This is a genomic window from Brevibacillus sp. SIMBA_040 (assembly GCF_046535075.1).
Lineage (GTDB): Bacteria > Bacillota > Bacilli > Brevibacillales > Brevibacillaceae > Brevibacillus.
Window position 1 is genome coordinate 92,026 of record NZ_JAWRXI010000016.1, and the last position, 23,938, is coordinate 115,963.

A 23,938-nucleotide genomic window follows, 5' to 3' on the forward strand; every position below is an offset into this window, starting at 1 on the left:
TCATGAAAATGAATAAATATATTGATCACACTCTTTTGAAGCCGGAAGCGACGCAAGCGATGATTGACAAGCTGTGTGCAGAGGCAAAAGAACACGATTTTGCCTCCGTTTGTGTAAATCCGTACTGGGTGAAGCGTTCTGCTGAGCTTTTGGCAGGTACAGATGTGAAGGTCTGCACGGTTATCGGTTTCCCTTTGGGCGCCAGCACATCAGAAGTAAAGGCAGCAGAGACACGTGATGCGATTAGAAGCGGAGCTACTGAGGTAGATATGGTACTCAACGTGGGCGCCTTGAAATCCGGTGATCTGGAAACGGTGAAAGCGGATGTTGCAGCAGTAAAAAAGGCAGCAGGAGATGTTCTCCTCAAAGTGATTCTGGAAACAGGTCTTTTGACAGACGAAGAAAAAGAAACAGCGTGCAAGCTCTGTGTGGAAGCAGGTGCTGACTACGTGAAAACGTCCACCGGTTTTGGTCCTGGTGGGGCAACAGTAGAAGATATTGCTCTCATGCGCAAGACGGTTGGCGCTAATGTAGGCGTAAAGGCTTCTGGTGGCGTACGTGATGGCGAAGCAGCCTTGGCGATGATCGAAGCAGGTGCGAGCCGGATCGGGACTAGCTCTGGTGTGTCTATTGTCACTGGTGCAAAACCGACAGGAAGCGGATACTAGTAAGTGGAGAAAAGCCTGGCCAAGGATAGGCCGGGCTTTTTCCGTGATCAAGGCTCCATTCAGTTTGCTACAAATTTACAATAGCTTAAGAGAGGCAGGAGTTTGGGAGAAGGGGGAACAGCAATGAAGATCGTTAAAGGGATCATGATCTTGCTTGCCTTTTATGGAGCGGGAATCGCTGCGAGCAAATGGCTTCACATCCCTCTGCCAGGAAACCTGACGGGGATGCTGCTATTGACACTAGGGCTTTGTATGGGTTGGATACGCATGGATTGGGTCGAGCAGGCAAGCTCCTTTCTTATACGACACATGATGCTTTTTTTTGTGCCGATCATTGTTGGTGTTGCCTCGTACATGAATTTGATTTCCCAAGATCCATGGCCAATTCTGATTGCGCTTGTCGCAGGTCCGATGCTTGTCATGCTAGTTACCGGTCGAGTGGTTCAATGGTATCTAAAGCGACAAAGGCAAAAAGAGAAGCCGTCCATACAGCAAGAAGGGAGGGCTCTCGATGTTTAGTCAATTGTTTGCGATCTTAGTTACGCTCGCAGGTTACAGAGGCGCTACGTCGATCTCAGCACGCTTCCCCCGCTTGCAACCCCTGATTGTTGCGGTTGTCCTCGTATGGGTATTGTGGTGGGCGCTCAGTGGCGACTGGGAGGCGTTTTCTGCTGGAGGCCAATGGATCTCGTTTTGGCTTGGTCCTGCTACTGTAGCGTTGGCAGTACCTTTAGCAAAACAAATCAGAGAGTTCGCGCATATTTGGCGGGGCGTTGTGCTCGGTATTTGTGTTGGCTGTGCGGTAGCGATTTTAACGGTCTATGTGATTCATTGGTGTTTTGGGTCAGATGAAGTCCTTCTTAAAAGCATGCTCAGCAAGTCAGTGACTACACCCATCGCGTTGGAGCTTGCGCGCTCGGTAGGTGGAGTCCCCGCATTGGCAGCCTTTTTCACTGCGCTGACAGGAATGATCGGGGTTCTCATCGCCCGACCTGTTCTCAAATGGGGTGGGATCACAGACGATTGGGCAATCGGGATTGCAGTCGGCACAAGCGCTCATGCGATCGGTACTGCCAGCTTGAACCGGATATCCCCTGTCCAGACGGCAGCCTCTAGTGTCGCAATGATTGTAGCGGGTGTAATCACTTCGCTCTATTTGATTCCATTTACGCTGTAGCACCGCTTATCTGCTGAATTTTCGTTTATCCGGAATTAGCCACTGGATAAAGCGAGCGATGTGCGCAGCAAAAGGCAAGGCGACAAGGGAGCAGACCAAATTAAAAATCGTCTGGGAGTGGGCGATCTGCATCGAAGGATTATCCGTTAAAAAAGCACTCACCAGGGCAAGCTGGGGAAGTATGGGTAAAAAGACGAGTGCACCTGCGACATTAAATAACGTATGGCACCAGGCGACTTGCTTGGAGGCAATATTGGTTCCGATGCTGGCGATGACTGCAGTAAAGCAAGTGCCGATATTGGCGCCAAGTACGATCGCGAGAGCAGTTTCCATCGATAATACTTGATGCGTCAACAGCCCCATCGTAATCACGGTAGTTGCTGAACCACTATGAATCAGAGCGGTAAAGACAATCCCAGTGATGAGCCCGACCCATATGGAATGACTGCTTTCCATAAACAGGGATCGGAAAGTTTCAGATTGCTCCAAAGGCTTTGCCATGATCTTCATGGTGTCAATACCGAGGAAAATCAGTCCGAACCCGGCAACAACGAGCCCGATGCAACGGATGTTTCGGCGGGGCATCAACCATAGTGCGACACCTACGAGCAGCATAGGTATGGCAAAGGACTCCAGCTTGAGCGCGATCAGCTCGGTGGTAACGGTCGTACCTAGATTCGTACCGAGTATAATTCCGACGGTCTGCGTAAATTGGATCAATCCCGCATTGGTCAGCCCGATAGTCAAAACAGTTACGGCGCTGGAGCTCTGCAAAACAAAGGTGGTCAAAAGCCCAATCCAAAAGCTGTGGACTGGTGTTCGTGTGAAGCGTGACATCCATTCTTCCATTTTCTTGCCTGCGAGATTTTGAAAGCCAGTCCGCATGGCATACATACCGAACAGAAAAAAGCTAAGCCCGAAGGTAAAAGGAGCGAGGATGGAAACGATCACTGCTATGGGTCCTCCTTCTTTACAGGGTCAAAAGAGATACTATAACGCTATGCCTGTACCAGGTCGGGCATGACAATTGCCTGTACAAAGTCAGGCATGAGTATTGCCTGACCAGGTCAGCGAGGAATCGCATAGGAAAGCCAGATCAGAGGAGGATTAACAGCATGGCAAAAGTATTGTTGAACCAACATCGTAAAAAGCGATTGGAAACAGGGCACCCATGGATTTTCAAATCAGAGGTGCTGGAAATTCAAGGTGACGTCGTACCAGGTGACATTGTTGAAGTTGCCAATCATAAAGGGCATTTTCTTGCAAAAGGATATATCAACCCGGCTTCGCAGATGATTGTACGCATCCTCAGCTACGACCAAAAAGAGACGATTGAATACGATTTCTTTCTGAATAAAATCAGACAAGCAGCTGAGTTTCGTACCCGTTTTGTGGACAACCCTAGAGCGTGTCGCGTCATTTACGGGGAAGCAGACTTTTTGCCAGGACTGATCGTCGATCGCTACGAAGATATTTTGGTGGTCCAGGTTCTTTCACTCGGAATGGAGCAACGTATTACTTGGATTCGTGATGCTTTGGTTGAAGTGTTTTCGCCAACGGGGATCTATTTGCGTAATGATGTACCAGTGCGGGAGCTCGAAGGCTTGACGCAAAGCAAAGAGGTGCTCTACGGCGAGTGTCCGCGTGAGGTCATGATTGAGGAAAACGGACTCAAATATTTCGTGGATATCGTTGAGGGACAAAAAACAGGCTTTTTCTACGATCAGCGGGAAAACCGTGCTTCGATCGCACCGCTTATGAAGGGCTGGGGTGACAAACACGGCATCACGCTCTCGAATGTAGAAGTAGAGGGAGAACAGAAGCTGCTTCCTGTCGACAAGCGTGGCAAAGTCGTTAAAAACCCGTTTTGGGACGGAGCAGAGGTGCTGGAGTGTTTTACCCATACTGGTTCCTTCACGCTGAACGCGTGCAAGCACGGGGCCAAAAAAGTGACTGCATTGGACATTTCCGAGCATGCGATTGAAACTGCGAAACGCAATATTACGCTCAACGGCTTTTTACATCGGGTCGATTTTGTAGTAGCTAATGCTTTTGATTACCTGCGTGAAAATGTAGAGGCAGGGAAAAACTGGGATGTTGTGATTCTGGACCCACCAGCCTTTGCAAAATCTCGTGGCGCAGTAAAAGGGGCGATCCGTGGATACAAGGATATTAACCTGCACGGTATGAAGCTGGTTCGGCCAGGCGGGTTCCTCGTAACCGCATCTTGCTCCTATCATATGTCCCCTGAGCTGTTTCTGGATACAATTCAAGAGGCCGCTGTGGATGCGAAGAAAATTTTGCGTCTGATTGAATGGCGTGGGGCGGGCAAGGATCATCCTCAGATTAGCGGGGCTGATGAAGCGCATTACCTCAAGTTTGCCATTTTTGAAGTACGGGATCGTCGCTAGTTGGACGATAAAAGGAAAGAGCGCCTCATAACGGGGCGCTCTTTATCATCCTGCTTTAGGTTTTTCAAAGATCAGCTCAAAATAATTGGCCATTCCGTCACCGCCAGTGCTAGGGGCAAATATTTGCACAAGCCGCCAGCCCTCTTCTGCATGCTGGTTCACGATGGCCTGATAATCTTCTTTTGGGCGTCTGCGAAAGGATGACAGCTCCACCCGCACAAAATGATATTCGTACATAAACGTACCCTCCCGAGGAAAATAGTCTCCCTTTCTTATACGGGAATTGTGTCGGAAGGGTTGCAAATCCGTCATTCTGCAAATTGCTTATCGTTTATGACACGATGCACCAGATCGAGCGATTGCTTAATGCCAAGCTCTTTTCCGAGAATAACTTGTCCTTCTGCCGGGGTAGCAGCCCGTACATGACTCAAGGCTTCCAGCTCGTGCGAAATCAAATGCTCAATAAGATATAGCTGTACCTGGCCAATTTCCCGCTCGCTTTTTCGATCTCGTTCGTAGTACTTTGCACGGTCTCGGCTTTCTTCCACGTATTTGTCTATATCGTTCTCCAAAAAACGGGAGGCAGTGCAAATAATTTCACGGTAGTCGTCCGTTTGCGAGGGAATGCTTCGGATCGTATGGCCAAGATGCGCTAGTAAGAACTTGTTTAGCACGATGCTGTTTCGTGTGTACTCGTTGTGCAAAAGGGAATACTCCCCCAAAAAAGACCCACTTTCTTTGTCAAAGCTGTGCAAGAGTGTGTAAGAAGAGCAATACGAGCAAAACAGTAGATAGTCTCTCATGGACATTCCCCCAACCCAAGTGCTCCATGACAGCAAGTTTATTACCCATGATATGATAAAGGTAGTCGTTGGGTGATACTTGTGTCTCTTGTATTTGACGTTTGGTTTGTGTATGCTAAATGACGTACTTTAGCCTGATAAAAGAGCATCTGATGGGCTTTTGCATAGCATAGGAGAGGAACCGAAACGGGATAGACGCTTTTGTGTGTCCGTGGAGAGGAAGGGAGCATGGCACAGATGGGAAACGAAAAGATTCGCCTGGGCATCATTTATGGAGGAAAATCCTCGGAGCACGAGGTTTCATTGCGCACTGCTATGTCGATTATGAGGGCAGTGGATGCAAATAGATATGAAGTAACCCCGATATACGTTCAACTGGATGGCTCATGGGTAAAGGGAGAGGCAGTTGCAGGTCAATTGCCTGAAAAGATTGAAGCGTTGCGCTTGTCCGCAGGTGAACCTGCTGAGAATGGAGATGAGCGCGGACAGGAAGTGGTTGCGTCGAGCAGACCGGCTTCTCTATTTGCCATCGGGCAGCAGGTAGATGTCATCTTTCCGGTCGTTCATGGACCAAATGGTGAAGATGGCACGATTCAGGGGATGCTGGAGCTTGCGAACCTGCCTTACGTGGGAACAGGTGTTATGGCCTCAGCGGTCGGTATGGACAAATGGATGATGAAAACGGTATTTGCCCAAGCTGGGTTGCCGCAAGTCAAATATGTGGGCTTGCTACGTTCACAATGGGAAAGAAATCAAGATGAAGTAATTGACAAAATCGAGCGTGAACTCGGTTATCCGTGCTTCGTGAAGCCAGCTAATATGGGCTCTAGTGTAGGGATCAGCAAAGCAAAAAATCGCAGCGAGCTGGCACATGCACTTGAGGTTGCAGCCAAGTTTGACCGTCGATTGATTGTCGAGGAGTTTGTTGTTGCGCGAGAGCTGGAGATTGGTGTCCTCGGAAATGAAGACCTCGTTACCTCTGTCGTAGGTGAGGTCATAGCGGCAAAGGAATTTTATGACTATGAAGCCAAATACAAAGGCGCAGGCACAGAGCTGTCCATTCCAGCAATCATTCCAAACCATGTAGCTGATCAAATTGCAGAGGTTGCCAAAACAGCTTTTCACGCATTGGATGGCTCAGGGCTTTCTCGGGTTGACTTTTTCTGGGATGAGAAAAACGATCAGCTCTACATCAATGAAGTGAATACGATGCCAGGCTTTACACCGTTCAGCATGTATCCGATGCTCTTCCAGGCTGCTGGAGTAAGCTACAGTGAGCTGATTGACCGCTTGGTGCAGCTGGCGCTTGAGCGTCACGCAGATAAGCAACGCAACATCGTGGATGCAGAGGAATTGGAATAGTATACAAAGAACGCAAAAGAAAGAAGGGATGCCGCCCTGTGCTGGCATCCTTTTTTGCTATAGTAGTTTATATGTTTCCACATGAGTGAGCAGGAGTGAAGTGGATGTTGACACATGTTTACATGGTACGCCATGCAGAATCGCCGTTTGCACCAGATCAGGAGGAAATCCGCGGCTTATCCGAGAGAGGGTGGGAAGATGCGAAGCGAGTAGTTGAACGGTTAAAGCCAGAACAAATCGATGTATGAAGTGGCTCGCAGCAGAGCTGTTGCGGCACTGCAGGAAATACTGGACCGATATCGGGGGAAGAAGATCGCCATTGGCACACACGGCAACATCATGACGATTATGATGAATCATTATGACAAGCAGTATGATTTTGCCTTCTGGAAAAAGACAACCATGCCCGATATATACAAGCTGAGCTTTGATGAGGATACGCTTGTGAACGTCAAGCACTTGTGGGAGTGATTATCCAGACTATAAAAAAGACGCCGTCCCCTTAAGTGAAGAGCGGCGTCTCGTGTTTATTACGCATGATCCTCTAAATCTGTCAGCATTGTCCATAGCTCCATGCCGCGCGAAGCCTTGAACAAAAAGGCGTGGCGGGCATCCCGGAGCGGAAAAAGTACGGTCAAAGCGTCTGCTTTCTTCAGAAAGTGTAGCTTGGGTCCTTTGTAGGCATCATGGATGCAGCGACTTTCATCACCAATGGTTACCAGCAGCTCGAAGCGATCAGCAAGATCATTGATGTTGGCCCCAACCTGGGCGTGCAGTGCTTTGCTATCTGGTCCCATTTCAAACATGTCACCGAGCACAAGCACCTTTTTCCGATCAGAGAACAGCTCTGCGAATGTACGAATCGCAGCTTCCATAGTGGTCGGACTGGCATTGTATGCGTCGCTAATGTAAATCGAGCCGTGGCGTGAGTCGACCTGTTCAAAGCGCATTGCCGAAAGCTTGATGGTCGCCAGTGCATCCACGATTTGCTGGGTGCTCATCCCCAGACGTTTGCCGATCGCTACGGCCGGCAACGAATTGAGCACACTATGCTTTCCGTACAGAGGGATAAAAGCAGTGGTGCGTTCACCAGTAGGGAAGCATATATCAAACTGAGTGCCGGCTTCCACAGCTGTAATGTGCTCTGCCCATAAATCAGCTGGCTCCGTTATTGAGTAATACATGATCTCACCAGAATACAGATGAGCAACCATCTGTAAATACTCCGAGTCCTTATTTAAAAGAACGAGTCCATCAGGAGCGGTATGCGGGAGCAGCTCTGCCTTTGCGAGAGCAATTTTTTCTCTGGTGCCAAAAAACTCGAGATGGGATTCACCAATATAAGTAATGACACTGATATTCGGTTTTGTGAGAGAAGCGATGAGGTCGATTTCTCCCGCATGATTCATTCCCAGCTCCAGCACTGCTGCTTCATGCTGCTCATCGATCTGCAAGAGGGACAAGGGGACCCCGAGATTGTTGTTTAAGTTTTTGTACGTTTTGTAGACAGGGGTCTGACTTTCCAGAACGTGAGCTACGATATCCTTAACAGTCGTTTTACCGATGCTCCCTGTGATTGCGATAAAAGGGAACGAAAAATCTTTACGATAGGCAGCAGCGAGCTTTTGAAAAGCACGCTCTGTGTCGTTGACCAGAATCAGACCGAAGTCCTTTGGTAGCTCGGCAGGAATTTTTTCCTGGTTGGAAACAATCGCAGCGGCTGCACCTTGTTCAACGGCTTGCAAAAGAAAATCATGTCCATCACGAACACCGCCCGTTAACGCCACAAACAAAGACCCCGACGTCAGCTGTCTTGTATCAAAGTGAACGGACGACAACACAAGTTCCGGCGAACCAGTCAGTACCAGACCCTCTGCTCGTTTCGCTGCCAAATCCAGTGCAATAGGTTTCATGTCCACGGACTCCTTTTTTTCTTCGGTTTCAATCCAACCTCGAAGTCATGCTACCACGCACTTTGTACCGTCGCAAGACAAAAGTGGAGGATGAAGCATTGCTTTTCATCGAGATTGTCCGCTATCATTGTACTATCTTTGCATACATAAGAGGTCAGACTGGAAATACATCAATGGAAGGAGCATATTCATGAAAAAAAGCATTTTCACCAGAATCATGGAGGGTGAAATCCCTGCAAAAGTGGAGTATGAAGACGAGCAGGTCATCGTCATTCACGATATCGCACCGAAAGCTCGTGTTCACTTGTTGATTATTCCGCGTAAGCCGATCGCGACGCTGATGGATGTGACGCCAGAGGATTTACCTTTGATTGGCCATATTCACCAGGTGGCGCAGACTCTCGCGAAAAAGCTTGAATTGCCAGGATTTCGCTTGATTAACAACTGTGGCAAAGAAGGCGGACAAGAAGTATTCCATATTCATTATCACTTTTTGGCAGGCTTTACCGAATAAAAATGAACTAAAGGTTGACCTTCGTTGGGTCTGTATCCTATAATGAAGTGTGACAGTCTGTTCGTACGATCGACTCAGGCGTCCCACGGTTTTAGCGGAGGGAGGGAAGACAAATGGCAGAAATTCGAGTCAAGAAAAACGAGTCTTTGGATAGCGCACTTCGCCGCTTCAAGCGTGAAAGCGCAAAATCCGGGGTGATGGCAGAACTGCGTAAACGTCGTCACTTTGAGAAGCCTAGCATTAAGCGCAAGAAGAAATCCGAAGCAGCTCGGAAACGTAAGTTTTAATTGACGGAGGGCTCATCATGAGTGTAATGGAGCGACTCGATCAAGATATGAAGCAAGCAATGAAGGACAGAGCTGTTCTAAAACTCTCTGTTATTCGCATGGTGAAAGCCGCGTTAAAGAATGAAGAGATTAACAAAGGCAGACTTTTGTCTGAAGACGAAGTGCTGACCATCTTGACTCGTGAGTTAAAACAACGCCGTGAATCCCTCCATGAATTTGAAAAGGCAGGCCGCGTGGAACTTGCCTCGAAATCGCGCGAAGAGATCGACGTGCTCTCCGCCTACTTACCCGCTCAGCTTAGCGAAGATGAAATTCGTGATATCGTTCGGGAAGGTATCGCAGCGACAAATGCCTCCTCCAAAAAGGAGATGGGCAAAGTAATGGGTGCGATCATGCCGAAAGTGAAAGGCAGAGCAGACGGAAACCTCGTGCAGAAGATTGTATCTGAGGAACTACCATCGTAGACGAGTAACACCTCATATAGATACGAACAGAGAAACTCAACCCGATGAAGGTTGGGTTTCTCTTTTTTTCTGGATTTTTGTCGAGAATGCCGTAAAAAAATGAAACAAATTTCTTCCACCTCCGTATACCCTATTAGGCATTCGTTGAATCTGATAGGAGGAAAGGAGGAAATAGCGATGAGTTCAACATGGCCAACCGTCCGCCACGTACGCTTGCTGATCTCACTTCTGTGTCTGATGATGGGAATGACAATGTTTGTAACTGCACCAGCCACAACTGCCCAGTCTTACCAAAAGGCAGTCTGGATACCGGTTGATAATACAATCGAGCGCGGCTTGGAGAGTTTTTTGCGTCGAGCCTTTACAGATGCAGAAAAGATGCAGGCAGATCTCGTCATCTTGCATATCAATACACCGGGTGGTGAAGTTGGTGCTGCGGAAAATATAGGGCAGTTAATTCGGCAATCCCCGATGCATACGGTTGCTTACATCGACAATCAGGCCTTCTCAGCAGGGACTTATATCGCCCTGAATGCAAACGAGATCGTGATGACTCCGGGCAGTACCATAGGGGCAGCTACACCGATTGATATGGCAGGAAATGCTGCAGATATCAAGTTTATCTCCGGCTGGAGTGAGCAAATGAAGGCCGCTGCCAAGCTGAATAATCGCAATCCGGATGTTGCAAGGGCGATGGTAGAGATTGAGAACGAATTCCCAGGACTCAAACCAAAGGGGACGGTGTTGTCTCTCGATGCTCACAGGGCAAAGGAATTAGGCTATGCTGATCAGGTTGTTACCGGTAAGGATCAACTATTGGCCCATTTGGGTGTAAATGCAGATTCACTTGAAGCGATTGAACCGACAGGCGGGGAGAAGGTTGCCCGATGGGTTACGAGTCCGGTAGTGATGAGCTTGCTTTTGGTCGTTGGATTGGTCGGAATCGTAGTGGAGCTGTTCGCGCCAGGATTTGGAGTTGCAGGAACGATTTCGCTAGTGTCGTTTGGCCTGTATTTCTTCGGACATTATCTTGCTGGCTTTGCGAACTGGCTGCATATCGGATTGTTTGTTATTGGTATCTTACTAATGATTCTCGAAATTTTTCTCCCAGGTGGCATTGTCGGGGCAATCGGTTTTATCAGTATCGTTACCGGTTTGGTGATGGCAGCCTATGACACCAAGCAAGGGCTGGCTTCGCTTGGCGTAGCTGCACTGATTACAGCGATTGTGACATTTCTGCTCATAAAGCGATACGGCATCAAGGGCTTGTTTAGCAAGTTTATCTTAGGTGACGCGCAACGCAACGAGGAAGGATATGTCGCACCACGTGATCAGAGTGAGCTTTTAGGAAAAACGGGTATTACGCTTACTCCACTACGTCCTGCTGGTGTAGTAAAAGTGGAGGGCAATCGCGTCGATGCCGTATCTGTTGGAGGTTTTATTGCGGCAGGAACAACGGTTGCCGTCGTACAGGTAGAAGGCACGCGCGTAGTCGTTGCGGAACAAGAACAAAAGGAGTGATTGATTTATGTTGGAAAGTGGCTTGATACCTCTCATATTTATGGTGGCAGTAGCTATTGTCGCCCTCTCGATTTTCTTCTCATTCGTTCCAGTGATGCTCTGGATTTCCGCGCTGGCATCAGGCGTGAACATCGGGATCATTACACTGGTTGCGATGCGTCTGCGTCGCGTCGTTCCATCCCGGATTGTCAATCCGCTGATTAAGGCTCGCAAAGCGGGACTTCAGCTCGATACCAACCAGCTTGAGAGTCATTACCTCGCTGGTGGTAACGTCGACCGTGTAGTAGATGCATTGGTTGCTGCTCAACGTGCAGACATTCCACTCGGCTTTGAACGTGCGGCAGCGATTGACCTCGCTGGTCGTGACGTATTGCAAGCGGTACAAATGAGTGTTAACCCAAAAGTAATTGAAACGCCAGTCGTAGCTGCTATGGCGAAAGACGGGATTGAGCTGCGTACAAAAGCGAAAGTAACCGTGCGCGCAAACATCGACCGATTAGTCGGTGGTGCGGGTGAAGAAACGATTATCGCACGTGTAGGGGAAGGGATTGTCTCTACGATTGGTTCGTCCAATAGCCATAAAGATGTATTGGAAAATCCGGATTTGATTTCGAAAACGGTACTGAACAAAGGTCTGGATGCTGGAACAGCGTTTGAAATTCTCTCCATTGATATTGCTGACGTGGATGTAGGAAAAAATATCGGTGCCCAGCTGCAAACCGACCAAGCGGAAGCGGACAAACGAATCGCTCAAGCGAAAGCAGAAGAGCGCCGCGCCATGGCGGTTGCAACCGAACAAGAAATGAAGGCGCGCGTACAGGAAATGAAAGCAAAAGTTGTGGAAGCCGAGGCACAAGTACCGTTGGCATTGGCAGAAGCGTTGACATCTGGAAAAATGGGTGTAATGGATTACTACAACATGCAAAATATAGCGGCAGATACCCAAATGCGTCAAACCTTCGGGCATACAGGTGACAAACAAGATCTTGTAACGCCAGACGACAAGGAATAAAGGTAAATTCTATGGATGATCTCCTAGATCTTGTCTTTGACCTGATTGGTTGGGTATTGCCGCTGATTGGCAAGTTTTGGTTTGTAATCTTAGCGTATTTGGGCTATAGGGTATTTGGGAAGGCGAGCAAAAAAGTTACCCAAGGCAAAGTTTCACCCACGCTCACACCAGTGAGTGGCCCTACGAGCTTTCCAATGACGCCTGCGTTTGAGGATGAGGAAGAACGCAAGCCTGTGCGTGCATCGGCTAAATATGAGCCGATTGAGCCTGAATCCATGGAAGGAGTCGGGGTAGAGCAAGAATGGGCATTTACAGAGCCTGCTCGCGCTTCTAACGGGCCTTCTCTGCGATTGGGAAGCGCTTCTGAACAGATGGTGCTAACTGAATCCAAACGGACAGAGTCGAGTCCGCTTGATATTAGTCCTCGGGAGGGCATGAAGTGGGCGCTCATCTTCGGAGAGCCTCGTTCCAAAGCGCCGTATGTTTCCCCAGCTTCACGTAAAAGAAATGGATAACACAGGAGAAAAACAGATGGACAATCGTTCATCTGTTTTTTCTTTTGTCGAAACTTAGCGAATCTCTTGTCTTGTTTCTTGTACATGTGTTTACTATCCTAATAATATAGAAAATTCTACCAACAATGAGTGAAGGGTAGTGGACTTATATTGAATCAGCAACTATATGAACAAATGGGTCGTTTCCGTCAAAAGGTGATTCGTCTTGTCGTCCTCGAAAATAAATCGATTTATGAGACGGCGATTGCTTGCGGTTGTTCAGCTGACAAAGTGAGACGGGTCATGAAAAAATGGAAGGCGCTTTCAAAATACAACAACTCAGCATCGGCTGAGGTCATAGAGAAATGAGGATAGCCCTTGCCGCTTAACGAAGCGTCAGGGGTCTTTTTTTGGAGTAATGCCTTTTTAATCCGTCGCATACGCATAGGTAAGAATGGTTTTGTTCGTAGTATTTGCGAAAGGTAGCCGAATGTAAAGATACCAGGCGCCATGCGCCGATAGAAGGGGGGCTTATCCATGAAGCGTTGGAGCCGCCGTCTGCGCCAACTGGCTGGAGGGGTGCTGGATCTGCCGCAAGATGTGGTCCTGGAAGTCCCGCGCATTACCATGATTGGTCATTTGCAAATGTACATAGAGAACCACCGGGGAGTCCTCCACTTTAGTGAAAAAGAGCTCCGCTTGCTGCTCACGAATGGGCAAATGATTGTGTCCGGTGAACAGTTGGTCATCAGGGCGATCTTGCCGGAGGAAGTGCTTTTGGAAGGAAGAATTGGCGGAGTAAAATTTCTGGAAACAGGGCCTCAAGGCTCCTAAAACTGGGGAAGGTGGGAATCACACAAATGCGAAATGGTCTGAGAGAATGGGTGGACGGACATATTACCATCACAGTGCGCGGAAAACGATTTGAACGCATGCTGAATATGGCTGTGCGTGACGGCATCCGGATTTGGAACATTCGCAGGGTTGGTTTGGAGGTGAGCCGCTGCGACATCCTAATACGGGATTATTTCCGTTTGCGTCCGTTATTAAAAGAGACAGGCTGTCGCAGCCATGTAGAGCGTCGGGATGGATTGCCGTTTTGGCTTCTTCGCTTGCGCAGACGTTCTGGACTGGCCATCGGAGCCGCTCTTTTTTTCATCGGATTGTACATGCTTTCTACGTTTGTGTGGAGTGTTGAAGTCAGTGGTACGAAAATGATCGACCCTCAAAGGGTCATTCGAGCTGCGGCACAGATCGGGATTAAAGAAGGGGCTTGGAAGGTCAAACTAAAGGAACCACTGCTTTTGCAAAAAGAGCTCATGAGCCTGCTGCCGGAAACGACCTGGATCGGAATTGAAATGAGTGGGACGAAGGTCAAGCTGCAGGTTGTGGAAAAAGATGAGCCAACACTCCCCCTACCTACGGGACCGCGTCATCTCGTAGCAAAAAAACGGGCAGTCATACACAAGATCCTGCCAGAGGTAGGGCGCAGTCAAGTGACGAACAATCAAGTGGTCGAAAAGGGGCAGGTCCTGATCTCTGGTATTATCGGGAATGAAACGCGTCAGCAGGCAGTGTCGGCGCGCGGGAAAGTACAGGGCGAAGTGTGGTATATTAGCAATACTTCTGTTCCACTGAATCAGACACACTACCAGCTCACGGGCGAGAAGCTGCAGCAGCAATATTTGCTGGTCGGCCCTTATGCCGTTCAACTTTGGCCCTTTAAAAAGCAGTCCTTTGCTCTTGCAGAAAGCTCTGAAGAACGTTTTGTCCCCTCTTACGCCGGCTTTACCTCACCACTCGGATGGAAGACGGTTACCCAGCTGGAGACAGAGCCGATTTCCAAACAAATGACGGTAGAGGAAGCAAGTGAGCTAGCGAAAAAATTCGCCAGAGAGGATATCTTGCAAAAGGCGGGGGCAGATGCGTTCATTCAGGACGAAAAAGTTTTGCACGTCACATCAGAGAATGGTAAAGTTTACGTAAGCATTCATTTTTCCGTCATTGAAGATATTGCCGTTGAACAACCTCTAGTGGGATTACCCCAAGCACCAGCGAATAACGGCAATCGATGACGAATTGCTGATAACCGTTGCAAGGAGATGGAAGCCTGTTGCACGTACAAGATGAGGTAAGAATCCCGTTTTCAGACGCATCTGAGGCCTTGCTGTTGTTTGGACCGCATGACGCGTACTTGAAGCTGATTGAGGAAAAGTACTCCGCCAAAATCATGACCCGAGAAGGCGAACTGGTGATTAGTGGGGACAAACAAGAAGTAGACCTGCTCACCGAGCTCATCACGATCCTGCTCCAGTTGATTCGAAGAGGAATAGCTCTGTCTGAGCGTGATATTTCTTATGCGACCATGCTGATCGACCGGGGCGAAGCGGCAGCGCTTTTGGATGTTTATGACGAAGAGGTTGCCCGCACTCAGAGAGGCAAGCTGATTCGTGCAAAGACATTGGGGCAGCGCCATTACCTGTCCGCGATCAAAAAGCACGATATCGTTTTTGGAATCGGGCCTGCGGGAACAGGGAAAACGTATTTGGCGGTCGTTACGGCAGTTGTCGCTCTGAAAAGCGGACGAGTCAAGCGAATCGTTCTCACCAGACCGGCGGTAGAAGCAGGGGAGAGCCTCGGTTTTTTACCAGGGGATTTGCAGGAAAAAGTAGATCCATACCTACGTCCACTCTATGATGCCTTGTACGACATGCTTGGCAATGAACAGGTGGCCAAAATGATGGAGCGTGGTCTGATTGAGGTGGCTCCGCTTGCCTATATGCGCGGTCGCACACTCGAGGATTCCTTTGTCATTTTGGACGAAGCGCAAAATACCACTCCGGAGCAAATGAAGATGTTTTTGACTCGTCTTGGATTCGGCTCAAAAATGGTCATTACCGGAGATGTCACCCAGGTCGATTTGCCCAAAGGCAAGAAGTCTGGTTTGCGAGAAGCTGAGCGCATCTTAAACAGGATTACCGATGTTGCCTTCATCCATTTCCAAGAAGGGGACGTTGTGCGCCACAGCCTTGTACAAAAAATCATTTCTGCGTATGCCAAAGAAGAAGCCGACCACGGGTATTGATAAATCGCAATGGAAAAAGGGGATCGTTCATCTGTGTTAGCTGTTGAAATTCTTCATGAAGAAATCGAACCGATCGATGAGGGCTTGCAAAGCTTGCTAGTGCGTTGTCTCGAAGCGGCAGCAGTCCTGGAAGAGGTGAGCGGTGAAGTCGTGGTTACACTCGTTACAAACGAGCGAATTCACGAGCTGAATCGAGATTATCGTGGCGTAGATCGTCCGACTGACGTCTTGTCCTTTGCTATGAATGAGCCTGGAGAGGGCGAGATGGAGATTTTCTTCGACGAGAGCGAAGCGGATGAAGTTCCGAACATGCTGGGGGATATCATTATTTCCTTGCCAAAGGCACATGAGCAAGCAGAGGACTACGGTCATTCGTTTGAACGCGAGCTTGGTTTTCTCGTTGTACACGGTTTTCTTCACCTTCTGGGTTACGACCATGGCACTCCGGAAGAAGAAAAAGAAATGTTTTCCCGTCAAGAAACGGTTTTGGAGCAAATTGGCTTGACGAGGTAGGAGATTACATTGAAAGAATGGCGTCGTCTTGTGCGTAGCTTCTCTTACGCGCTGCAAGGAATCGTCTATACCGTAAAGACACAGCGAAACATGCAAATCCACGTAGCCGCTGCCACACTTGTGCTGGCGGCGGCTTGGTGGCTGCAGATTCCCCGCAGCGATGTTTTGCTGGTCTTTTTTTCTATCGGGCTGGTTTTTTCGTTGGAGCTGATGAATACAGCAGTGGAGGCTGTCGTTGACCTCGCCTCCCCAGAGTGGCACGCCAAGGCCAAAATTGCCAAGGATGCCAGTGCCGGTGCTGTGTTAGTCGCTGCCATTTTGTCCGTTGGTATCGGGATCATGGTCTTCGGGCCTCCCTTGCTGGAAAAAATGACGGGCTGGTTTTAGCACCCACCGATGAACCTCTTGCAAACGCTCGCTATGATAGAGATTAACGATATGAGGAATGATGAGAATGGATAAACAATCATTGGTGGCTAAGGCCATTGAAGCGCGAAAGCTGGCTTATGTGCCTTATTCCAACTTTCAGGTGGGAGCTGCCCTCTTGACTGAAAGTGGTAAAGTATATTTGGGCGGCAATATCGAAAATGCTGCATATTCATTGTGTAATTGTGCAGAGCGTACCACATTGTTCAAAGCATTTTCTGAAGGGGACAAGACCTACGCAGCGATCGCAGTTGCAGCAGATACGCCACAAGCTGTATCTCCATGCGGAGCGTGCAGACAAGTAATGGCTGAGCTATGTCCGCCTGACATGCTGGTCATCTTAACGAACCTAAAGGGAGATGTATGGGAAACGACAGTATCAGCCCTGCTCCCAGGGGCTTTCACCAAGGAGGATTTACGTGGATAATCGCAAGACCAAGAAAGCATTTAAATCGGGCTTTGTTTCTATTGTGGGCAGACCGAATGTTGGAAAATCAACGCTGTTGAACCATATCGTCGGACATAAGATCGCCATCATGTCCAACAAGCCGCAAACGACTCGCAACAAAATTACGGCTGTTCACACGTCCGAGGAAGGACAAATCATTTTCATTGATACGCCAGGTATTCACAAGCCCCAATCGAAATTGGGCAACTACATGGTTTCCGTGGCTGAAAATACGCTTAATGAAGTAGATCTGGTGCTGTTTGTCGTGGACGCAACAGAAAAGCGTGGTGCTGGTGACGAGTACATTATCGAGCGATTGAAGCAAGTAAAAACGCCGGTATTCTTAGTTATCAACAAGATTGACAAGGTGCATCCAGAGGCGCTGCTGCCGATTATTGACGATTACCGCAAATTGTATGATTTCAAGCAGATCGTGCCGATTTCCGCTTTGGAGGGCAACAACACGGGCTCCCTTACCGAAGCCATCATGGGTGAGATGGAAGAAGGGCCGATGTATTATCCGGCAGATCAGGTAACCGATCATCCGGAGCGTTTTGTCGTGGCAGAATTAGTTCGGGAAAAAGTGCTGCATTTGACTCGTGAAGAAGTTCCTCACTCAATTGCTGTTGTTGTGGAAGAGATGAAACGCGGAGAAAACGGGAAAACTCTCTACATTTACGCAGCGATCTACGTGGAGAGGGATTCGCAGCGTGGTATTTTGATCGGAGAAAAAGGCCAGATGCTCAAAGAGATCGGGCGACGCGCGCGCAAAGACATTGAGCGTCTCATGGGCGACCAGGTCTTCCTGGAGCTGTGGATCAAAGTGAAAAAAGACTGGCGCAATCAAGAGCGAATGCTTCGCAATTTTGGTTTCTACAACGAAGAATAAGGATTTTATAACCGTTAAAATTTCCAAGGGATAGAATAACGGGCACAGGTGATTCTAAGAAGGAAGTGGATAGACCCGATGTAGGAAAGGATGATGCTCCATGCTTCGTGACTTTTCTTGGAGAGTTTTCGCTTCAACCGGTGACATCCATGCGTACCTTCTCTACCGGGATCACCCCCAAGCGGATGGGATCATTGAAGAGACCTCGCTTGAGTTTGCCCAGGAGGAATTGGGTGACACGCAGGCATGCTTGTAAAGTGGGAAGGAATTGTCATCCGCAGTGTGGACTATGGTGAGTCCAGCAAAGTGGTAACATTGTTTACCCGGGAGAACGGCAAACTAGGCTTGATGGCCCGCGGTGCCAAAAAGACAAAGAGCCGTCTTGCTGCCGTCTCCCAGTTGTTTTCACATGGCTACTACTTATGCAAGGCGGGACCCGGTACGGGGATGCCTGATCTCTCTCAGGGAGACATCGTAAATTCGTTCCGGGAATTGCGGCAAAGCTTGAATACGACAGCTTATGCCGCATACATAGCAGAGCTCTTGGATCGTTTGACACATGAGCGAGAGCCCAATCCCTTTTTGTTTCAGCTATTGCTGCAAACCTTTCGCCATCTGGACGAAGGGCGGGATCCGGAGATTCTTTGCCGGATTTTCGAGACCAAGATGCTGATGGTAGCAGGGATTTCCCCGCAGCTATCAGCATGTGTAAGCTGTGGTGCACAGCGCGAGCCCTATGCAATCAGTGTGACGCAGGGCGGATTGCTGTGCCCCGTTTGTCTGCCTTCTGATCCGTATGCGATCGCGGTAACTCCCTCCACCTGGAAGCTGCTCCGGCTGTTCCAGGTATTTGATTTGGAGCGTCTAGGTGATATCGAGGTGAAGCCAGCCACACGCAATCAGCTCAAGCATGTGACGCGCAGCTTCATGGATGAGCATCTGGATATCCGGCTGAAAAGTCGCGCATTTTTAGAGCAGCTGGAGAGAATGGAAAGAATGACCCAGCCCGATCAAAGTGATTAATTGACATCCGAATTTCTTTTCGATATGATAAATACCAACTTGATAAGAAAAGCATGCTATGAAGGAAAAGAGTAGTCAGTCGATGGCTGTAAGAAGCGAACCAGGGACAGTGAAAGCCTGGTCACCAAGCTGATGAAGGGCGTTCTGGAGCAACTGGAATGGTTTGAAGGTGGGCGAACATCTGATTCGCCAAGTAGGGTGGAACCGCGAGAATCCTCTCGTCCCTACACTGTCGCTACGAGGCAGTGTAGAGGCGGGAGTTTTTTTACTTGGAGGAGGAAAAAGCATGAAAATGACATTTCAAGACATCATTTTGACGCTGCAAAACTTTTGGGCAAAGCAAAATTGCCTGATTGTCCAGCCGTACGACGTAGAAAAAGGAGCGGGTACATTAAACCCGATGACATTCCTTCGCTCCATTGGACCTGAGCCGTGGAATGTGGCTTACGTTGAGCCTTCCCGTCGCCCGGCAGATGGCCGTTACGGGGAGAATCCAAACCGCTTGTATCAGCATCACCAGTTCCAGGTCATCATGAAGCCGTCGCCTGACAATATTCAGGAGCTGTATCTCGAGAGCTTGCGCCAGCTGGGTATCGAGCCATTGGAGCACGATATTCGCTTCGTTGAGGACAACTGGGAGCATCCAGGACTTGGTGCATGGGGTCTTGGTTGGGAAGTGTGGCTGGACGGTATGGAAATTACGCAGTTCACTTACTTCCAGCAAGTCGGCGGACTGGAGTGCAAGCCGGTAGCAGTAGAGCTGACATACGGCTTGGAGCGTTTGGCTTCGTACATTCAGGAAAAAGAAAATGTGTTCGATCTGGAATGGGTAAATGGCGTTACTTACGGGGACGTGTTCCTGCAACCAGAATACGAGCACTCCAAATACACGTTTGAACTGTCTGATGTAGACATGCTGTTTTCGCTCTACAACACATATGAGGCGGAAGCGAAGCGCCTGATGAAGGAGCGCCTCGTGTACCCGGCCTATGACTATGTACTGAAATGCTCCCATACCTTCAACCTGCTCGATGCGCGTGGTGCAATCAGCGTGACGGAGCGTACCGGATACATTGCCCGTGTTCGCAACCTATCCCGTGAAGTGGCGCAAACCTATTATGCAGAACGCGAGCGTCTCGGTTTCCCGCTTTTGCAAAAAGATAATGTACAAGCGGATGGTCAAGTGGTGAGTGCGAAGGGAGAGGATACGAATGAGTAAGCGCGATTTGCTTGTCGAGGTTGGTTTGGAAGAAATGCCTGCGCGCTTTGTAGCGCAGACTGCTGCTCAATTCAAAGAAAAAGTGGAAAAATGGCTAGCTGCTGAACGCATCCCATTTGATCAGATTACCGCATTGGAAACACCTCGCCGTTTCGCTGTTCTCATTAATGGCTTGGCTGAAAAGCAGCCTGACCGCAACGAGGAAGCAAAAGGCCCTGCACGCAAAATTGCTCAGGATGAAGCAGGCAACTGGTCGAAAGCTGCACTGGGCTTTGCCCGTAGCAACCATGTAGAGGCAGATCAGCTCTACTATAAAGAAGTGAACGGTATTGAATACGTACATGCGCGCAAATCTGAAGCGGGCAAGGCGACAACCGAATTGCTTCCACAGCTGGGCGATGTCATCACCAGCATGAACTTTCCTAAAAACATGCGTTGGGGAGCAAGAGACGTAAAGTACGTGCGTCCGATTCGTTGGCTGGTAGCGCTGTTTGGCGAAGAACTGGTTGCACTAGAGGTGGCAGGAGTAAAAAGCGGTCGCGTCTCCCGTGGACACCGTTTCTTGGGTACCGAAGTGGAAATTAGCCAGCCAGGTGAATACGTAAGCAAGCTTGCTGAGCAGCATGTATTGGTGAATCCAGAGGAGCGCCGTGCGATCATCGTGGAACAGATCAAACGAATGGAGCAAGAAAAGGGCTGGAACATTCCGATGGACGAAGGTCTGCTTGATGAAGTCGTGCATCTCGTCGAGTATCCAACTGCTCTCTACGGTACGTTTGAAGAGGAGTTCCTTACCATTCCGCGTGAAGTATTGGTGACCTCCATGCGTGAGCATCAGCGCTACTTCCCGGTGGAGGATGCAAAGGGTCAGCTCTTGAATCATTTTGTCACCGTGCGAAATGGTGACAGCCGAGCATTGGAAAATGTAGCAAAAGGGAACGAGAAAGTACTGCGTGCCCGCCTCTCTGACGCTCGCTTCTTCTATGTTGAGGATCAGAAGCTGACGATTGACAGCTGCCTCAAGCGTTTGGAAACGATCGTTTTCCACGAGGAATTGGGAACAATTGGAGACAAAGTACGTCGCGTCCGCAAAACGGCAGAACAAATTGGTTCCAAGCTGGGAGTAACTCAGGAGGAAGCGAAGCAGGTTGACCGGATTGCAGAAATCTCCAAATTTGATCTGGTGACAAATATGGTTGGCGAGTTCCCAGAGCTGCAAGGAATTATGGGTGAGGATTACGCTCGTAAAGCTGGCGAGAGCGATCTGGTTGCGGGTGGAGTATTTGAGCATTACTTGCCGCGCTTCGCCGGAGACAAAATGCCAGTGTCAGCACAAGGTGCGATCGTCAGCATGGCTGATAAGCTGGACACGATTGTCGGCTGCTTCTCGATCGGTATCGTGCCGACAGGCTCACAGGACCCATATGGACTTCGTCGTATGGCAGCAGCGATTGTATCCATTCTGGTGGAGCGGGATTGGCAGCTCTCCTTGGATCAGCTGTGGGACGCAGCGTTAGAAACATACGCGGCTCAAGGCGTCACGAAGCGCCCTGTAGAAGAAGTGAAAAAGGATCTGGTTGATTTTTTCGCTCTGCGTCTGAAAAACGTTTTGCAAGAAAACCATGTTCGCTATGACGTTATTGATGCAGTGTTGTCTGCTGATCTGACACAGGTTCCAGATCTCTTGGCAAAAGCGAAAGCATTGATGGCAGCGGTCGAGGACGAGGAATTCAAGCTGATCGTCGAACAATTCAATCGCGTGAACAATCTGGCGCAAAAAGCCGAAGCAGATCAAGTCGATGAAGCGCTGTTTGCGGAAGAAGTAGAGCGCGCCCTGTATCAGTCGTACTTGTCCGTATCACAGGAAGTGAGTGCCTTAGCCGATCAGGAGAAGGTGCTGGGGACACTGTCTACCCTGCGTGAGCCGATCAAGGCGTTCTTCGACCAAGTAATGGTCATGGCCGAGGATCAAGCTGTCCGTGCCAACAGATTGGGACTTTTGCTTCGTCTATCCCGTCTCATTTTTGGATACGCTGACTTTGCGAAGATTGTTTTTGCGTAACCAAATAGGTGGTGCCTCCGTCAAAAAAAGGGCGGAGGCACCTTTTTTCCACGCGAAAGAAGGAATATCCAGTCGAATAGAGTAATACTAGGAAGAGGTAAAGATAGAACCGGGGTGATTGGTCATCGAGCTTACCAAACGACAAGAGCAGATCTTACAGATAGTGAAGGATGACGGACCGATAACCGGGGAGCATATCGCAGAAAGGCTGCATTTGACTCGCGCCACACTGCGCCCCGATCTCTCCATCCTCACCATGTCAGGATATTTAGAAGCCAGACCTCGGGTCGGGTATTTTTATGCCGGGAGACCAGCGAGCTCGGTTATTAGTGAACGGCTTCACAAGCTTATCGTCAACGACTACAAAGCAGTACCGATTGTAGTCGCCGAATCCGCTTCTGCCTACGACGCGATCGTTACTCTTTTCTTGGAGGATGTCGGCACGTTGTTCGTCGTTAATCAAAAAGGCTACTTGGCTGGCGTGATATCACGAAAGGACCTTTTGCGTGCCTCATTAGGCAACAAAACGCTTGAGGATGTGCCGGTTGGTATCATCATGTCTCGGATGCCGAATATCATTACTTGCTCTCCCGAAGAAACCTTGTATGCGGCAGCAAAAAAGCTGATTGATTTTCAGATTGACTCATTGCCTGTAGTTCGGCCAAGCGAAGAAGATCCCAAGTTTATGGAGCTGACCGGGAGAGTCACCAAGACGACGATAGCCAAAGCGTTTGTAGAATTGGGCAGCGAACCGAAAGTGTAGGAGGAGAAGCGATGCAAGTAAATCAACAAGGGCAGCTCATCTACGTAGTCTCAGACTCCATCGGCGAAACGGCCGAGCTTGTCGTTCGCGCAGGAGCTAGTCAATTCGATCGATTCATGATCGACGTTCAAAAATATCCCTACATAGAAGACAAGGATTCCATTGACGAAATTATTGCCTCTGCTAAGGAATCGAAGGCTATGATCGTTTTTACTCTGGTCATTCCAGAGCTGAATGCTTATATCACCAAGCAGGCGGCGCTCCATGGCATTCCGGCGATTGATGTGATGGGGCCGCTCATGCAAACGCTTCAAGGCATGCTGAAGGAGCCGCCGACAGGAAAACCGGGCCTCGTTCGCCGTCTGGATGAAGAGTATTTCCGCAAAGTAGATGCGATCGAGTTTGCAGTTAAATATGACGACGGACGTGATCCGCGCGGTCTTTTGCGGGCAGATGTCGTTTTGATCGGGGTCTCTCGTACATCAAAGACACCGCTGTCTATGTATTTGGCAAACAAGCGTCTGAAGGTAGCAAACGTCCCTCTCGTTCCAGAGGTCGAGCCACCCGAAGAATTGTTCCAGCTGCCAGTGGAGCGATGTATCGGCCTAACGATTAATCCTGAGCAATTGAACGGAATCCGCACCGAACGGTTAAAAGCGCTTGGTTTGACTGCTCAAGCCAACTACGCCAATCTCGATCGGATTGCGGAGGAGCTGGCGTATTCGAAAAAAATTATCGACCGTCTTGGGTGCACCGTAATCGATGTTTCCAACAAGGCTGTAGAAGAAACAGCGAATATCATTTTGGAGATGATTCGCAAAAACAATCTTCGCAGCGAAAGGAAATAGGTCAAAAGAAGGGATTTGCCGTTTTTTGTAGAAAAC

At 49.1% G+C, this 23,938-nt stretch carries 31 protein-coding genes; 27 read left to right on the plus strand and 4 right to left on the minus strand.

Annotated features, from left to right (window positions below; translation table 11 throughout):
- Positions 1–2 precede the first annotated feature (2 nt).
- The 3 genes from deoC (at position 3) to SB752_RS23775 (ending at position 1,845) form a co-directional block, all read left to right on the plus strand.
- Positions 3–668 (plus strand): deoxyribose-phosphate aldolase, encoded by a 666-nt coding sequence (deoC, locus tag SB752_RS23765; protein ID WP_410718003.1) that lies wholly within the window; start codon positions 3–5, stop codon positions 666–668.
- A gap of 123 nt (positions 669–791) precedes the next feature.
- Positions 792–1,187 carry a CidA/LrgA family protein gene (locus SB752_RS23770; RefSeq protein WP_410718004.1) on the plus strand — a complete coding sequence of 132 codons (396 nt, stop codon included), beginning with the start codon at positions 792–794 and terminating at the stop codon, positions 1,185–1,187.
- Entirely contained in the window at positions 1,180–1,845 is a 666-nt protein-coding gene (locus tag SB752_RS23775) for an LrgB family protein (RefSeq protein ID WP_410718005.1), read from the plus strand. The genes SB752_RS23770 and SB752_RS23775 overlap by 8 nt, the downstream gene beginning before the upstream one ends.
- Positions 1,846–1,851: 6 nt before the next feature.
- Here SB752_RS23775 and SB752_RS23780 read toward each other — a convergent pair whose 3' ends face one another.
- A complete protein-coding gene (locus SB752_RS23780) occupies positions 1,852–2,796 on the minus strand; it encodes a Na/Pi cotransporter family protein (RefSeq protein ID WP_410718006.1) in 945 nt (314 codons plus the stop codon).
- A 164-nt stretch (positions 2,797–2,960) separates the two neighbouring features.
- Here SB752_RS23780 and SB752_RS23785 point away from each other — a divergent pair, with 164 nt between their 5' ends.
- Positions 2,961–4,256: a class I SAM-dependent rRNA methyltransferase gene (locus tag SB752_RS23785; protein ID WP_410718007.1), complete on the plus strand. Its 1,296-nt coding sequence runs from the start codon at positions 2,961–2,963 to the stop codon at positions 4,254–4,256.
- A 45-nt stretch (positions 4,257–4,301) separates the two neighbouring features.
- Here SB752_RS23785 and SB752_RS23790 read toward each other — a convergent pair whose 3' ends face one another.
- A complete protein-coding gene (locus SB752_RS23790; RefSeq protein ID WP_410718008.1) occupies positions 4,302–4,493 on the minus strand; it encodes a DUF4177 domain-containing protein in 192 nt (63 codons plus the stop codon).
- Between the two features lie 71 nt (positions 4,494–4,564).
- Positions 4,565–5,059: a hypothetical protein gene (locus SB752_RS23795; protein WP_410718009.1), complete on the minus strand. Its 495-nt coding sequence runs from the start codon at positions 5,057–5,059 to the stop codon at positions 4,565–4,567.
- 237 nt (positions 5,060–5,296) lie between these two features.
- On the opposite strand from SB752_RS23795, the gene SB752_RS23800 reads away from it, so the two are divergent.
- From SB752_RS23800 to SB752_RS23810, 3 genes are all read left to right on the plus strand, one after another.
- Positions 5,297–6,421, plus strand: coding sequence for a D-alanine--D-alanine ligase (locus SB752_RS23800; protein WP_410718042.1), 1,125 nt, complete (start codon positions 5,297–5,299; stop codon positions 6,419–6,421).
- Between the two features lie 104 nt (positions 6,422–6,525).
- Positions 6,526–6,669, plus strand: a complete 144-nt coding sequence (locus SB752_RS23805) for a hypothetical protein (protein ID WP_410718010.1) — start codon at positions 6,526–6,528, stop codon at positions 6,667–6,669.
- Positions 6,662–6,892, plus strand: coding sequence for a histidine phosphatase family protein (locus tag SB752_RS23810; RefSeq protein WP_410718011.1), 231 nt, complete (start codon positions 6,662–6,664; stop codon positions 6,890–6,892). The genes SB752_RS23805 and SB752_RS23810 overlap by 8 nt, the downstream gene beginning before the upstream one ends.
- A 59-nt stretch (positions 6,893–6,951) precedes the next feature.
- On the opposite strand, the gene SB752_RS23815 is transcribed toward SB752_RS23810, so the two are convergent.
- Positions 6,952–8,334 (minus strand): UDP-N-acetylmuramoyl-tripeptide--D-alanyl-D-alanine ligase, encoded by a 1,383-nt coding sequence (locus tag SB752_RS23815; protein ID WP_410718012.1) that lies wholly within the window; start codon positions 8,332–8,334, stop codon positions 6,952–6,954.
- Between the two features lie 190 nt (positions 8,335–8,524).
- Here SB752_RS23815 and SB752_RS23820 point away from each other — a divergent pair, with 190 nt between their 5' ends.
- From SB752_RS23820 to SB752_RS23915, 20 genes are all read left to right on the plus strand, one after another.
- Positions 8,525–8,848: a histidine triad nucleotide-binding protein gene (locus tag SB752_RS23820; protein ID WP_410718013.1), complete on the plus strand. Its 324-nt coding sequence runs from the start codon at positions 8,525–8,527 to the stop codon at positions 8,846–8,848.
- Between the two features lie 113 nt (positions 8,849–8,961).
- Positions 8,962–9,135 (plus strand): 30S ribosomal protein S21, encoded by a 174-nt coding sequence (gene rpsU / locus SB752_RS23825; protein WP_007727630.1) that lies wholly within the window; start codon positions 8,962–8,964, stop codon positions 9,133–9,135.
- A 17-nt stretch (positions 9,136–9,152) separates the two neighbouring features.
- Positions 9,153–9,599 carry a GatB/YqeY domain-containing protein gene (locus tag SB752_RS23830; RefSeq protein WP_049738098.1) on the plus strand — a complete coding sequence of 149 codons (447 nt, stop codon included), beginning with the start codon at positions 9,153–9,155 and terminating at the stop codon, positions 9,597–9,599.
- 177 nt (positions 9,600–9,776) lie between these two features.
- Positions 9,777–11,120, plus strand: coding sequence for an NfeD family protein (locus tag SB752_RS23835; RefSeq protein WP_410718014.1), 1,344 nt, complete (start codon positions 9,777–9,779; stop codon positions 11,118–11,120).
- Positions 11,121–11,127: 7 nt separating this feature from the next.
- The gene (gene floA / locus SB752_RS23840) at positions 11,128–12,132 is read left to right on the plus strand and encodes a flotillin-like protein FloA (protein ID WP_410718015.1); all 1,005 of its coding nucleotides are present in this window, start codon (positions 11,128–11,130) and stop codon (positions 12,130–12,132) included.
- 11 nt (positions 12,133–12,143) lie between these two features.
- Positions 12,144–12,647 carry a hypothetical protein gene (locus SB752_RS23845; RefSeq protein ID WP_410718016.1) on the plus strand — a complete coding sequence of 168 codons (504 nt, stop codon included), beginning with the start codon at positions 12,144–12,146 and terminating at the stop codon, positions 12,645–12,647.
- A 150-nt stretch (positions 12,648–12,797) separates the two neighbouring features.
- Positions 12,798–12,995: a sigma-70 family RNA polymerase sigma factor gene (locus SB752_RS23850; RefSeq protein WP_289142279.1), complete on the plus strand. Its 198-nt coding sequence runs from the start codon at positions 12,798–12,800 to the stop codon at positions 12,993–12,995.
- Between the two features lie 168 nt (positions 12,996–13,163).
- Positions 13,164–13,460, plus strand: a complete 297-nt coding sequence (gene yqfC / locus SB752_RS23855) for a sporulation protein YqfC (protein WP_049738103.1) — start codon at positions 13,164–13,166, stop codon at positions 13,458–13,460.
- A 26-nt stretch (positions 13,461–13,486) separates the two neighbouring features.
- On the plus strand, positions 13,487–14,701 hold the full coding sequence (yqfD, locus tag SB752_RS23860; protein ID WP_410718017.1) for a sporulation protein YqfD: 1,215 nt from the start codon (positions 13,487–13,489) through the stop codon (positions 14,699–14,701).
- 38 nt (positions 14,702–14,739) lie between these two features.
- Positions 14,740–15,711 (plus strand): PhoH family protein, encoded by a 972-nt coding sequence (locus tag SB752_RS23865; RefSeq protein WP_410718018.1) that lies wholly within the window; start codon positions 14,740–14,742, stop codon positions 15,709–15,711.
- Positions 15,712–15,720: 9 nt separating this feature from the next.
- Positions 15,721–16,224, plus strand: a complete 504-nt coding sequence (gene ybeY, locus SB752_RS23870) for an rRNA maturation RNase YbeY (protein WP_410718019.1) — start codon at positions 15,721–15,723, stop codon at positions 16,222–16,224.
- A 9-nt stretch (positions 16,225–16,233) separates the two neighbouring features.
- Entirely contained in the window at positions 16,234–16,611 is a 378-nt protein-coding gene (locus tag SB752_RS23875) for a diacylglycerol kinase family protein (protein ID WP_410718020.1), read from the plus strand.
- A 67-nt stretch (positions 16,612–16,678) separates the two neighbouring features.
- Entirely contained in the window at positions 16,679–17,077 is a 399-nt protein-coding gene (locus tag SB752_RS23880) for a cytidine deaminase (protein ID WP_410718021.1), read from the plus strand.
- On the plus strand, positions 17,070–17,987 hold the full coding sequence (era, locus tag SB752_RS23885; RefSeq protein ID WP_103109121.1) for a GTPase Era: 918 nt from the start codon (positions 17,070–17,072) through the stop codon (positions 17,985–17,987). The genes SB752_RS23880 and era overlap by 8 nt, the downstream gene beginning before the upstream one ends.
- A gap of 100 nt (positions 17,988–18,087) precedes the next feature.
- Positions 18,088–18,243: a YqzL family protein gene (locus SB752_RS23890; protein ID WP_410718022.1), complete on the plus strand. Its 156-nt coding sequence runs from the start codon at positions 18,088–18,090 to the stop codon at positions 18,241–18,243.
- Positions 18,234–19,010 carry a DNA repair protein RecO gene (recO, locus tag SB752_RS23895; protein WP_410718023.1) on the plus strand — a complete coding sequence of 259 codons (777 nt, stop codon included), beginning with the start codon at positions 18,234–18,236 and terminating at the stop codon, positions 19,008–19,010. The genes SB752_RS23890 and recO overlap by 10 nt, the downstream gene beginning before the upstream one ends.
- Positions 19,011–19,296: 286 nt before the next feature.
- Positions 19,297–20,229 (plus strand): glycine--tRNA ligase subunit alpha, encoded by a 933-nt coding sequence (gene glyQ / locus SB752_RS23900; RefSeq protein ID WP_410718024.1) that lies wholly within the window; start codon positions 19,297–19,299, stop codon positions 20,227–20,229.
- A complete protein-coding gene (gene glyS / locus SB752_RS23905) occupies positions 20,222–22,291 on the plus strand; it encodes a glycine--tRNA ligase subunit beta (RefSeq protein ID WP_410718025.1) in 2,070 nt (689 codons plus the stop codon). Before glyQ ends, glyS begins: the two co-directional genes overlap by 8 nt.
- 118 nt (positions 22,292–22,409) lie before the next feature.
- Positions 22,410–23,054, plus strand: coding sequence for a transcriptional regulator CcpN (gene ccpN / locus SB752_RS23910; RefSeq protein WP_103109126.1), 645 nt, complete (start codon positions 22,410–22,412; stop codon positions 23,052–23,054).
- An 11-nt stretch (positions 23,055–23,065) separates the two neighbouring features.
- Positions 23,066–23,902, plus strand: a complete 837-nt coding sequence (locus SB752_RS23915; RefSeq protein ID WP_103109127.1) for a pyruvate, water dikinase regulatory protein — start codon at positions 23,066–23,068, stop codon at positions 23,900–23,902.
- The last annotated feature ends 36 nt before the right edge of the window (positions 23,903–23,938 follow it).